At 73.4% G+C, this 11,958-nt stretch carries 10 protein-coding genes; 2 read left to right on the top strand and 8 right to left on the bottom strand.

Features of this window, described 5'->3' with window-relative positions:
- Positions 1–6: 6 nt before the first annotated feature.
- The 7 genes from E1193_RS12305 to truB all read right to left on the bottom strand — a co-directional run bounded on the left by E1193_RS12305 (position 7) and on the right by truB (position 8,125).
- Entirely contained in the window at positions 7–480 is a 474-nt protein-coding gene (locus E1193_RS12305) for a GNAT family N-acetyltransferase (protein WP_132183289.1), read from the bottom strand.
- 245 nt (positions 481–725) lie between these two features.
- On the bottom strand, positions 726–1,499 hold the full coding sequence (gene dapB, locus E1193_RS12310; RefSeq protein WP_132183291.1) for a 4-hydroxy-tetrahydrodipicolinate reductase: 774 nt from the start codon (positions 1,497–1,499) through the stop codon (positions 726–728).
- A 179-nt stretch (positions 1,500–1,678) separates the two neighbouring features.
- Complete coding sequence (locus tag E1193_RS12315) at positions 1,679–3,094, bottom strand: pitrilysin family protein (RefSeq protein ID WP_132183293.1); 1,416 nt, start codon at positions 3,092–3,094, stop codon at positions 1,679–1,681.
- A gap of 84 nt (positions 3,095–3,178) precedes the next feature.
- Positions 3,179–5,575, bottom strand: coding sequence for a polyribonucleotide nucleotidyltransferase (locus tag E1193_RS12320; protein WP_132183295.1), 2,397 nt, complete (start codon positions 5,573–5,575; stop codon positions 3,179–3,181).
- 223 nt (positions 5,576–5,798) lie between these two features.
- Positions 5,799–6,068, bottom strand: a complete 270-nt coding sequence (gene rpsO / locus E1193_RS12325) for a 30S ribosomal protein S15 (RefSeq protein WP_132183297.1) — start codon at positions 6,066–6,068, stop codon at positions 5,799–5,801.
- 190 nt (positions 6,069–6,258) lie between these two features.
- Positions 6,259–7,188, bottom strand: a complete 930-nt coding sequence (locus tag E1193_RS12330; RefSeq protein ID WP_132183299.1) for a bifunctional riboflavin kinase/FAD synthetase — start codon at positions 7,186–7,188, stop codon at positions 6,259–6,261.
- Between the two features lie 52 nt (positions 7,189–7,240).
- On the bottom strand, positions 7,241–8,125 hold the full coding sequence (gene truB / locus E1193_RS12335) for a tRNA pseudouridine(55) synthase TruB (RefSeq protein ID WP_132183301.1): 885 nt from the start codon (positions 8,123–8,125) through the stop codon (positions 7,241–7,243).
- A gap of 287 nt (positions 8,126–8,412) precedes the next feature.
- Between truB and E1193_RS33735 the strand changes: the two genes are divergently transcribed.
- Complete coding sequence (locus E1193_RS33735; protein ID WP_279433327.1) at positions 8,413–8,547, top strand: hypothetical protein; 135 nt, start codon at positions 8,413–8,415, stop codon at positions 8,545–8,547.
- 53 nt (positions 8,548–8,600) lie between these two features.
- The gene (locus tag E1193_RS12340) at positions 8,601–8,909 is read left to right on the top strand and encodes a hypothetical protein (protein ID WP_132183303.1); all 309 of its coding nucleotides are present in this window, start codon (positions 8,601–8,603) and stop codon (positions 8,907–8,909) included.
- A gap of 35 nt (positions 8,910–8,944) precedes the next feature.
- Here E1193_RS12340 and E1193_RS12345 read toward each other — a convergent pair whose 3' ends face one another.
- Complete coding sequence (locus tag E1193_RS12345) at positions 8,945–10,261, bottom strand: MATE family efflux transporter (protein WP_132183305.1); 1,317 nt, start codon at positions 10,259–10,261, stop codon at positions 8,945–8,947.
- Positions 10,262–11,958 lie beyond the last annotated feature (1,697 nt).

Here is an 11,958-nt window from a genome sequence, read left to right on the forward strand (position 1 = left end):
CGCCGGTCAGGGGCGCAACTCGACGACGATCTCGTCGTCCTCCATCGCGCCGGTCGGCGCGAAGCCCAGCGACCGGTAGAGGGCGGCAGCCGGGGCGTTGTCCGGGTGGTACGACAGGCGGATCGGGTGCCCGCCGCCGTCCTGTCCGGCCAGCCAGTCCACCAGGGTACGGACGGTGGCCCGCCCCACGCCCCGGTCCTGCTCGGCCGCGTCGACCACCAGGCCGCCGAGCCAGCGGGAGCCGTCGCCGTCCACGCCCCACATGACGTGCCCGACGACTGCCTCGTCCGCGAACACCGCCAGCGACGTCCAGACGTCCGACCGCATGGTCAGCACCAGGTAGCGGGCCGCCAGGGCGGCCACCCAGGCCCGCTGGTCGTCGCGGGGCGCGACGTCGGCGACGGCCCGCCAGTTGTCGTCGCCGACCGGCCGCAGTGTGACGTGTCGGCCGGCCCGGTCGCACAGCCCGAAATCGATCATGGAGGTAGCCTACGGTCACCCCGCGTCGGCCCCGGTGAGCACCGGGCCCCATGGTCGGAGGCTACGGTTCTTGAGTACGCAAACGAGTCAACCCCGCCGTCCAGCCCGTCCACCCGTAGGCGCCCGACTCGCTTCCATACTCAGGTGCTGTACGCAGCGCAGCCGGTGGTGTGCCACAGCCGGTGCCGTGCAACAGTCGGTGGTGTGCGATCGCCAGGTCGAGCAGCGCCGGCCAGGGACGGCGGTCAGTCGAGCAACTCGTCGATGCCGATGGTGAGGCCCGGCCGGTGCCGCACCGCGCGGACCGCCACCAGCACGCCCGGCATGAACGACGCCCGGTCGTACGAGTCGTGCCGGATGGTCAGCGTCTCGCCGGTGGTGCCGAAGAGCACCTCCTGGTGGGCGACCAGACCGGTGGCGCGCACGGCGTGCACGCGTACCCCTTCGATGTCGGCGCCACGCGCACCCGGCGCCTCGTCGGCGGTGGCGTCCGGCACGGACCCGAGTCCGGCCTCGGCCCGGGCGGCGGCGATCCGCCGGGCCGTGTGGGTGGCGGTGCCGCTCGGGGCGTCCAGCTTGCGCGGGTGGTGCTGCTCGACGATCTCGACACTCTCGAAGTACCGGGCGGCCTTCGCGGCGAACTGCATCATCAGCACCGCGCCGATGCCGAAGTTGGGGGCGATGACCACGCCGACGCCGGGCTTGCGCTCCAGCCAGCCACGCACCCGCTCGATCCGCTGCTCGGTGAAGCCGGTGGTGCCGACGACCGCGCTGATCCCCTGGTCGATGCACCAGTGCAGGTTGTCCATGACGACGTCCGGCGTGGTGAAGTCGACCACCACCTCGGCACCCGCGTCGGAGGCGTTGAACAGCCAGTCGCCCTGGTCGACCATGGCCACCAGGTCCATGTCCGCGGCGGCGTCGACCGCCTTGCACACCTCGACGCCCATCCGGCCCCGGGCTCCCAGCACACCGACCCGGATCGGCTCGACCGGGCCCTTCTCCTGCTCCTCAGTCACGGGCCACAACCTATCCCAATCGGGACGCCTCCATCCGCCGGGACCACCCACCGTCCCACCAGCCGACCCGCCCGCGCCGTGCGCGAGCCGTCATCGCGCTGGAATGCGTCAAATCCAGGGCTCCGCCGACACGGACAGCGCGACCTGCCGCCATCCGCGAGCACCAAGCCGGAGGGCGGTCAGGCGGAGAAGCGGTGCGCGTCGAAGGGGCCGACCACCGCCAGCGACATCGGCCGGGCGAGCAGGCCGGCGGCGAGCGTGTTCACGTCGTCGAGGGTCACCGCGTCGACCCGGGTGAGCAGTTCGTCAACCGGTATCAGGTCGCCGTAGAGCAGCTCACCCTTCGCCAGCCGGCTCATTCGGGAGCCGGTGTCCTCCAGCCCCAGCACGAACGAGCCCTTGCTCATGCCCTTGCCCCGGGCCAGCTCCGCCTCGGTGATCCCGTCGGCGGCGATCCGGGTTAGTTCGGCGCGGGTCAGGTCCAGCACCTCGTCCACCTTGCCCGGCGCGCAGCCGGCGTAGACGGCGAAAAGCCCGCTGTCGGCGTACTGGCTGGCGTAGGAGTAGACCGAGTACGCCAGCCCGCGCCGCTCGCGAATCTCCTGGAACAGCCGGCTGGACATGCCGCCGCCGAGGACGTTGTTGAGCACACCGAGCGCGAACCGCCGGTTGTCGGTGCGCACGATGCCGGGGCAGCCGAGGATCACGTGTGCCTGCTCGGTCTCTTTCGACTCGACCAGGGTGGCGGCCGGCTTCGTGCGCACCGGCGGGGTGGCCGGCCGGTGCGGGGCCGGCGCGGCCGGCGCGGTGTCCAGCGGGGAGCCGCGCAGCGCCTGGCGGACCAGCCTGACCACCGCGGCGTGGTCGAGGTTGCCGGCGGCGGCGACGACGATCCGCGGCGGGGTGTAGTGGCGGCGGTAGAAGCTCTGGATCTGCCGCCGGGTCATCGGGGTGACCGTCTCCTCGGTTCCGGAGATCAGCCGGCCGAGGGGGTGGTCGCCGTAGACGGCGCGGGCGAAGGTGTCGTGCACCTCGTCGCCGGGCTCGTCGTCGTGCATGGCGATCTCTTCGAGGATGACGCCGCGCTCGGTCTCCACGTCGGCGGCTTCCAGCAGCGAGTCGGCGACGAGGTCGCACATGACGTCGATGGCGAGCGGCAGGTCCGCGTCCAGCACCCGGGCGTAGTAGCAGGTGTATTCCTTGGTGGTGAAGGCGTTGGTCTCGCCACCCACCGCCTCGATCTCGGCGGAGATGTCCAGCGCGCTGCGCTTGCGGGTGCCCTTGAACAGCAGGTGCTCCAGGAAGTGCGCGGCGCCGGCCTGCGAGCCGGTCTCGTCACGGGACCCGACCGCCACCCAGACACCGAACGACACGCTGCGCATCGCCGGAATCGCCTCGGTGAGCACGCGCAACCCGCTGGGCAGCACGGTACGCCGCACCGTCCCGCCCAGCGGGTCCTCACTCAACGTGCGGGTCACCGCCCGGGCGGGCCCACCGGCCCGGCCGGGGCTCGCCCCGGTTCTGTGCCGAAGGGCGCCGGGGGCGGCCACCCCCCGTCGAGCCGCAGGGAAAGACGAACGCCGGGCCCGACTCACGAAACCTGCTCCCAGTTGACGAGGGGTGGGTGGTGCGATGGCACGGAACCGGCCGGGTGGCGCACCACCCGGCCGGTTCACCGCTCAGCTGTGCCGGGTCCGGCGCCGCGGTCGCGACTCGCCGCCGCCCTCGCCACCCTCCGGGCCACGAGGGGCCCGGTCGCCGCGCTCGCCACCCTCCGAGCCGCGAGGGGCCCGGTCGCCGCCACGGTCGCCGCGCTCGCGCGGGCCACGGTCGCCGCCACGGTCCCGACCGGCCGGACGCTCGCCATCGGCGGCCTCGACGGCGGCCGGCGCCTCCGCACCCTCCGGGCGGACCTTGTCCAGGTAGATCTTGCCGCGGGCGTCGATGTCGGCGATCTCCACCTCGACCCTGTCACCGACGTTGAGGAAGTCCTCGACCTTCTCGACCCGCTTGCCGTCGCCCACCTTGGAGATGTGCAGCAGACCGTCGCGGCCCGGCAGCAGCGAGACGAACGCGCCGAACGCGGCGGTCTTGACCACCGTGCCGAGGAACCGCTCCCCCACCTTCGGCAGGGTCGGGTTGGCGATGCCGTTGATCCGGTCCACCGCGGCCTGGGCCGACGGACCGTTGGTCGCGCCGACGTAGATCGTGCCGTCGTCCTCGATGGAGATCTCGGCGCCGGTCTCGTCCTGGATGGCGTTGATGGTCTGACCCTTCGGGCCGATCACCATGCCGATCTTGTCGACCGGAATCTTCACGGTGGTGACCCGCGGCGCGTAGTCCGACATCGGAGCCGGGCCCTCGATCGCCGACTGCATAACGTCGAGGATGGTCTGCCGGGCCTCGTGCGCCTGCTGGAGCGCGGCGGCCAGCACGTCCGACGGGATCCCGTCGAGCTTGGTGTCCAACTGCAGCGCGGTGACGAAGTCCCGGGTGCCGGCGACCTTGAAGTCCATGTCGCCGAACGCGTCCTCCGCGCCGAGGATGTCGGTCAGCGTCACGTACTGGGTCTTGCCGTCGACCTCGTCGGAGATGAGGCCCATGGCGATGCCGGCGACCGGCGCCTTCAGCGGCACACCGGCCGACAGCAGGCCCAGCGTCGAGGCGCAGACCGAGCCCATCGAGGTGGAGCCGTTGGAGCCGAGCGCCTCGGAGACCTGCCGGATGGCGTACGGGAACTCCTCGCGCGCCGGCAGCACCGGGATCAGCGCCCGCTCCGCCAGGGCGCCGTGGCCGATCTCACGCCGCTTCGGCGAACCGACCCGACCGGTCTCGCCGGTGGAGTACGGCGGGAAGTTGTAGTTGTGCATGTAGCGCTTGGACTTCTCCGGGGAGAGGGTGTCCAGCGACTGCTCCATGCGCAACATGTTCAGCGTGGTGACGCCCAGGATCTGGGTCTCGCCCCGCTCGAACAGCGCCGAGCCGTGCACCCGCGGCAGCACGCCCACCTCGGCGGTCAACGGCCGGATGTCACGCGGGCCGCGCCCGTCGATGCGGACCTGCTCGCGCAGCACGCGGGTCCGCACCTCCGACTTGGTCAGCGAGCGGAAGGCGGCGTTGAGCTCCTTCTCCCGGCCCTCGAAGCGACCGCCGAGCTCCTCGGTGACCTTGGCCTTGACCCGGTCCAGAGCCTCCTCACGGTCCGCCTTGCCGGCGATCTTGAGGGCCTCGGCCACCTCGGCGCGGGCCACCTCGGCCACCGCCTCGTAGGTGTCGTCGGCGTAGTCCAGGAACACCGGGAACTCGGCGACCGGCTTGGCCGCGACCTCGGCCAGCTCGCTCTGCGCGCGGCACAGCTCACGGATGGCCGGCTTGGCGGCCTCCAGGCCGCTGGCGACGACCTCCTCGGTCGGGGCCGGCGCGCCACCGGCGACCAGCTTCACGGTCTGCTCGGTAGCCTCCGCCTCGACCATCATGATCGCGACGTCGCCGTCCGGCAGGGCCCGACCGGCCACCACCATGTCGAAGGTGGCCCGCCCCAGCTCCTCGTGGGTCGGGAACGCGACCCACTGGCCGTCCACGTGCGCCATCCGGGTGGCCCCGATCGGGCCGGAGAACGGCAGGCCGGAGAGCTTGGTCGACATGGAGGCGGCGTTGATCGCCACCACGTCGTACGGGTGCTGCGGGTCGAGCGCGAGGATGGTCTCGACGACCTGGACCTCGTTGCGCAGGCCCTTGACGAACGACGGGCGCAGCGGCCGGTCGATCAGCCGGCAGGTGAGGATGGCGTCCTCGCTGGGCCGGCCCTCGCGGCGGAAGAACGAGCCGGGGATCCGGCCCGCGGCGTACATCCGCTCCTCGACATCCACGGTCAGCGGGAAGAAGTCGAACTGCTCCTTCGGCTGCTTGCCCGCGGTGGTGGCGGAGAGGACGACCGTCTCGCCGAGCTGGGCGACGACGGAGCCGGCGGCCTGGCGGGCCAGGCGACCGGTCGAGAACGTGATCTCACGGGTGCCGAAGGCCCCGTTGTCGATCACGGCGGTGCGGGATTCGGTGCCGAGGTTGGTCTCGGTCATGGTGCTGTGGTGCTCCTTCGCATCGGGGGCCCACGACGCGGGGAGCTGCTCAGACGGCCGGTCTTCGATCGAAGCGCCCGGGTGGCCGGCATGATGCCGGGGAGCCCGGGGGCCACTACCGGAGACCGGTGCTGACCGGCTCCCTCATCGGGTGGTCGCGCGGCCCGTTTCCTTCAGTGGTACCGGAACGGGGGAGCGGCCGCAGGCCAACTCCCCCGTTTGGTCACCGGCGCAGACCGAGCCGCTCGATGAGCGACCGGTAGCGGCTGATGTCCTTCTTCTGGACGTAGTTGAGCAGCCGACGGCGACGGCCGACCAGCAGCAGCAGCCCACGGCGGCTGTGGTGGTCGTGCTTGTGCACCTTCAGGTGCTCGGTGAGCTCGGCGATCCGCTTGGTGAGGACCGCGACCTGCACCTCCGGCGAACCGGTGTCACCCTCGGCGGTCGCGTACTCCGAGCGGATCTTGGCCTTGGCTTCCTGGTCGAGCGCCATGTTCTCCCTGTTTCGTGGGTGGTTCGATGATGTCCGTCGGACCGGTCAGGGACCGGGAACGGACCGGTTCCTCGCACCCGCGGCGTCGTGCAGGCACGCGAGGCCCCACGTCGGTCTACCGACGTCTCCGCAAGACTACCAGCCCACGCCGGAACCGCCCGGTCAAGGGCGGTTCGCGGCCCCGTGGCGCTCAGCCGAGCAGGCGGCGGGTCCGCTCCACGTCCTCGGCGATCTGGGCGACCAACGGCTCGATCGCGTCGTACGTCCGCTGTTCGCGCAGGTGGGCGACGAAGTCCAGGGCGAGCCGCTCGCCGTACAGGTCACCGGAGAAGTCCAGCGCGTACGCCTCCACCCGGCGTTCCCGCCCGGAGAAGGTCGGGTTGGTGCCGATGGACGCCGCCGCCGCGAGGGGCTCCGGGTGGCCGCGCCGGACCAGCCGGGCGGCGTAGACGCCGTCGGCGGGCACCGCCGCGTACCGGTGGGTCAGCAGGTTGGCGGTGGGGTAGCCCAACTCACGTCCGCGCTGGTCGCCACGGACCACCACACCCTCGACCCGGTGCGGGCGGCCGAGCGCGGCGGCGGCGGCGGCCACGTCGCCCGCGTCGACGCAGGAGCGGATGTACGTCGAGGAGTAGACCGTGTTGGCCTCGGCCACCAGCGGCGCGCCCTCGACCGCGAAGCCGAAGGTGCGGCCGAGCCGTGCCAGCAGGGCGACGTCCCCGGCCGCCCGGTGCCCGAACCGGAAGTTCTCTCCCACCACGACCAGCGCGGCGTGCAGGTGCTCGACCAGGACGTCGTGCACGAACGCCTCGGCGGGCAGCCGGGAGAACTCCGGGGTGAACGGCACCACACAGAGCACGTCCACGCCGAGCGCCTCGATCAGCTCGGCCTTGCGGGCCGGTTCGGTGAGCACGGCGGGGTGCGAGCCGGGGCGCACCACCTCGGCCGGGTGCGGGTCGAAGGTGACCACCACCGACCGGACGCCCAGTTCCCGCGCCCGGGCCACGGCGTGCCCGACGGTCGCCTGGTGCCCCTTGTGCACGCCGTCGAAGACGCCGATGGTGACGACCGAGCGCCCCCACCCGCCGGGCGCCGCGTCGTAGCCCCGCCACCGCTGCATGTCTCTCCTCCCCGCCGGCCGACGACGGCCGGCGACCACCCTGCGCCGGCCGTCAGGCCGGGGCGAGCACGATCTCCGCGCGAGCGCGGCCGTCCCGCTCGCTGACGATAGCGATGAGGCCCCCGTCCGGGCCGAAGACGGCGTACGGTCCGGCGAGGCCGGTCGCGTCGAGCGGGCCGCCGTGGGACAGCGTCCTCGCCTCGGTGGCGGTGGCGTCCCGACGTGGGAAGTACCGGTCGGCCGCCGCGGCGAGCGGTAGGTTGACCACCTCGGGGGCCCGCTGTTCCAGCTCGGCGAGGGTGGCGGCCTCGGCGAGGGTGAAGTTCCCCACCGCGGTACGCCGCAGCGCGGTGAGATGCCCGCCGACGCGGAGCGCCAGCCCGGCGTCCCGGGCGAGCGCCCGGATGTACGTCCCGGACGAGCAGGTCACGTCGATGTCGACGTCCACCACGTCGGGGGTGTCGCGGCGGATCGCGCGTACGTCGAGCCGGGAGACGGTGACCCGGCGGGCGGGCAGCTCGACGCTCTCCCCCTCGCGCACCCGCTGGTACGCCCGCTGCCCGTTGATCTTGATGGCGCTGACCGCGCTCGGCACCTGGTCGATCTCGCCGGTGAGCGGGGTGAACGCGTCGCGCACCGCCGCGTCGGTGAGCTGCCCGGCCGGGGTGGTGGCGATCACGTCGCCCTCGGCGTCGTCGGTGACGGTGGCCTGACCGAGCCGGACTGTCGCGGTGTAGCTCTTCCCCGCGCCGATGACGTAGGTGAGCAACCGGGTCGCCCGGCCCACCCCGATCACCAGCACGCCGGTGGCCATCGGGTCGAGGGTGCCGCCGTGCCCGACCCGCCGCGTCCTCGCCAGCCGGCGAACCCGCGCCACCACGTCGTGCGACGTCATGCCGCCGGGCTTGTCCACCACGATGAGACCGTCAGTGCTCACGACCGCCAAGCCTGCCAGACGGCGGTGAGTGGGCGGCCACCGCACGCCACGTTCCGGCACCCGGCCGGGGCGGAGCCAGCACGGCGGGGCGGGGAAGGGACCGCGCGACGGGCCCGCCGAATGCGACGATCGTGCGGCCTCCCCGCCCATCGCCCCTTGGAAGCGCACCGTGACCGACGCGCAGTCGCCCACCCCCACCGACACCCGTGACCTGTTCTCGACCAGGAACGAACTGGTCCGAGTGCCGTCCTGGACGCGCGACGGCGCCCAGGTCACCGTGCGGGGGCGTGAGCCGCGAGACGATCCGCGAGGGCGCCATAGCGCTCGAAACGACGACGTGGGGCGGTTCCGCCCCCGGGCCGGTAGCCACCGGCGACGTCTACGGCCCGGGCCGGCGTCCGGGTGACGACGAGCAGTGCTGACGACCGGCGACGTCGGTGAGACCACCTGACCCCACCACCGCAGAGGAACGACGATGACCTCCGACCGACCCCCGTCCCACACGCACCGCCCCCGGGTCGACCTGCCACAGTGGATGCGCGAACCGACGCCGCCACGCCGCACCCCGGGCCGCCTCGTGGACACGCTGATCGAGCGCTGGCCGCCGTCGCGCCGGGCGCGGCGGGCGCTGTGGCGGTGGCGCGACCGCACCCGGTGGAGCGAGTCGCACCCGAAGGCGACCGCCGTGGTGTCGTTCCTCGTGGTCGCCGCAGCGGGCACCGCCTTGGTGTTCGGGGCCTATTACCTGCTCGCCCTCGCCCTCGGCACGGGCTACGGGAGCTGACGGAGAGCCTGGGTCATCCGGGACGACGTCCTCACCTACCGGACCGCCCCGACCACCGCCCACCCGCCGGAGCGCAGCCGCAGCAGCAACGCCACGAGCCGGATCACCACGAACAGGGTGAGCCCCGCCCAGATGCCGCCCAGCCCCAGGTCCAGCCCGTACGCCAGCCAGATCGCCGGCAGGAAACCGCCGAGCGCGGCCACGATGGTGAGGTTGCGCAGGTAGCGCACGTCCCCCGCGCCGATCAGCACCCCGTCGAGGGCGAAGACCACCCCGGCGAGGGGCTGCATCGCGGCGAACCAGGGCCAGGCCAGCATCGCCTGCTCGCGTACCTGCTGGTCGGAGCTGAACCAGGACGGCACCACGCCGGCGCCGGCGGCGATCAGCACCGCGAAGCCGATCCCGCAGGCGCCGCCGAGCAGCGCGAAGCGGCGGGCCAGCGCGCGGGCGCCGGCGCCGTCCCCGGCTCCGAGCGCGGCGCCGACCAGAGCCTGGGCGGCGATGGCGAGCGCGTCCAGCACCAGAGCGGTGAAGAACCACAGTTGCAGCGCGATCTGGTGGGCGCCGACGGCCGCGGCGCCGAAGCGGGCCGCGACCGCGGTGGCGGAGAGGAAGCTGGCCTGGAACGCCAGACCCCGGACGAGCAGATCGCGACTGAGCGCCAACTGTTGCCGGATGAGTCGGGGCCGGGGCCGCAGCGACACCCGCTCGCGGACCAGCGCCGCCGCGAAGAGAGCACCGGAGACGGTCTGGGCGACCGCGTTGGCGACCGCCGAGCCGACCAGGCCGAGCCCGGCCGGGTAGACCAGCAGCGGGCAGAGCACCGCCGAGAGCAGGTTGGGCGCGAGCACGAACAGCAGCGGGCGGCGGGTGTCCTGGATGCCGCGCAGCCAGCCGTTGCCGGCGGCGGCGAGCAGCAGGCCGGGGGCGCCGAGCGCCGCGACGCGCAGCCACTGCCCGGCCGCGCCGGCCACGTCGCCGCCCCCTCCGGCGAGGGTTCGCGCCAACGCGCCGCCGCCGACCTGCATGCCGAGCGCCACCAGCACCCCGGCGGAGAACGCGAGCCAGGATGCCTGCACGCCCTCGGCCACCGCCGCCGCCCGGTCGCCGGAGCCGAACCGCCGGGCCGCCCGCCCCGTGATGCCGTACGCCAGGACGGTGCCCAACCAGGCGGTGAGGGTCATCACGGTGCCGCCGACGGCGAGCGCGGCGAGCGGCGCCCGGCCGAGGTGCCCGACGACCGCCGTGTCGACCAGCACATAGAGCGGCTCGGCGGCGAGCACCACCAGGGCGGGCAGTGCGAGGGCGGCGATCCGGCGCGGCGGCACGACCGCGGTGGCTTTCTGGCTCATCGACATCGATCCTGGCACGCCGCTGGTAAGGACCACAATACCTGTGATCTCTTACGCCCCGGTCCGGCGCCGGCCACGTCGGCACAACCCGGACCCAGCGTCGTCCCCGGTTTCCACCGCCCTCACCGCCCCCGGCGGCAGGTCGAACCGGTGCCCGTGGCGGGCAAGTGCCTGCTACCCCTGCCGCAGTGGTGGAGGATGTCCACGTTGAGGGCGCTCGGACAGCCGACCGAGACGGGCGACCGCGTCCGCTCACAGCCGACCGAGACATCCGCGTCCACTCACAGCCGGCCGAGACGGGCGACCGTGACCGCTCACAGCCGGCCGAGACGGGCGACCGCGTTGAGGGCGCTCGGACAGTCCGCCGACGTCACGGCGCGCAAGGTCAACGGCAGCCTCGTGCCGGGCACGCCGACGCGACGGCCGGCGGGGCGACCGCCCGAGAGGGCCGGCCGCCCGCGTTCACGGCGAACGCCACACCGAGCCCTCGGGCGGCGTCACGAGGGCGGTGGACGGGGTCGCGAAAGTCTTCGGACGATCGACAGAGCCCTCATGGCGAACATCGAGCCCCAGGACGTCTCGATGGCGGGAGTCGCGTCCGATGGAAGCCTCGCGGAAGCAGGCACGCGGCGGAGGTCGGGGCGAGCGGGACGACGTCGAGGGCAGCGACGGCCGGGGACGGCGGTGCATGGATCCGGCCGGCGTCCACCCGTACGGCGCGGCGAACTCGACGGTCATGGCAGAAGGGCTCGGCCCGGCCGAGGCGTCCGGCCCCGGGACTGGGTCGACATCTCGGGCGCCCGGTGGGCCGCCAGGTGAATCGGCATCCAGCACGACGATCGGGCGGCCAAGCCCGGCGAGCGACTGGGGCCGGCGGGCAACCGGGGCCGGCGGGCAACCGGGGCCGGCGGGCAACCGGGGCCGGCGAGCGACCGAACCGGTGGGCGGCACCGGTCAGGCCGGCAGGGTCAGCGAAGCGGGACGCGGCGGGCGGGACGGCGACGTCGTACGCATGACATCGGCGGCGTCATCACCGCCGGCCAGCCAGGGTCACTGACGGGTGTCCATCGAGGTCTGCAGGGCGCGCCGCATCTGCTCGCGCGCCTCGTCGGTGGTGTCGGGCTTGGGCTTGGACGCCATGGGAGTACCCCTTCCAGGGTGTGGACCGTCACCGACGGCCCTGCGGGCGGTTGCTGAGCGCCGACGGCGGTCCGGGATCACCGGAGCGGCTCGCCTGGCAGCGTGAGCCCGGGTCGATCGACCCTGGAGGGTGGCGGGTGCCGGGTGTGGAACCACCGCCCTGACCTGCGCCGCAGCGCCGGCCCTTTCCCAAGTTAACGTTTACTTTCCACATGGTGCCCGTTGATCCCGTCATCTGGACACGCAGCGATCATGGTCAACTCCAGACGCGCCAAACGGCGGCATCCCTCGCCAGGGATACCGCCAGATTCCGCAAGTGGAGTCGATCAACCGGGGGCGGGGCCCGCGCGCAGGCGGGCCGGCCAGGCGGGCAGGCCAGGCGGGCAGGCCAGGCGGGCAGGCGGGCAGGCGGGCAGGCGTCGGCGAGGACCTGGTCTCCCCGTGGTAGGCAGGCAGCCAGGCGGGGAGGGCCCACGGGCAGGCGGGCACGGCCAGGCAGGCGCAGGCAGCCAGGCGGGGAGGGCACGCAGGCGAGCACGGGCAGGCGGGCGAGGGCG

This window comes from Micromonospora sp. KC606 (assembly GCF_004348675.1).
Taxonomy (GTDB): Bacteria; Actinomycetota; Actinomycetes; order Mycobacteriales; family Micromonosporaceae; genus Micromonospora.

Bases quoted from the DNA above. Each gene is read 5' to 3' on its own strand.
- rpsO (WP_132183297.1), bottom strand. From the start codon at position 6,068: ATGGCGCTCGACCAGGAAGCCAAGGCCAAGATCCGCTCGGAGTACGCG.
- E1193_RS12345 (WP_132183305.1), bottom strand. From the start codon at position 10,261: ATGAGCCAGAAAGCCACCGCGGTCGTGCCGCCGCGCCGGATCGCCGCC.
- E1193_RS12340 (WP_132183303.1), top strand. From the start codon at position 8,601: ATGACCTCCGACCGACCCCCGTCCCACACGCACCGCCCCCGGGTCGAC.
- E1193_RS12320 (WP_132183295.1), bottom strand. From the start codon at position 5,575: ATGACCGAGACCAACCTCGGCACCGAATCCCGCACCGCCGTGATCGAC.
- E1193_RS12330 (WP_132183299.1), bottom strand. From the start codon at position 7,188: ATGCAGCGGTGGCGGGGCTACGACGCGGCGCCCGGCGGGTGGGGGCGC.
- E1193_RS12305 (WP_132183289.1), bottom strand. From the start codon at position 480: ATGATCGATTTCGGGCTGTGCGACCGGGCCGGCCGACACGTCACACTG.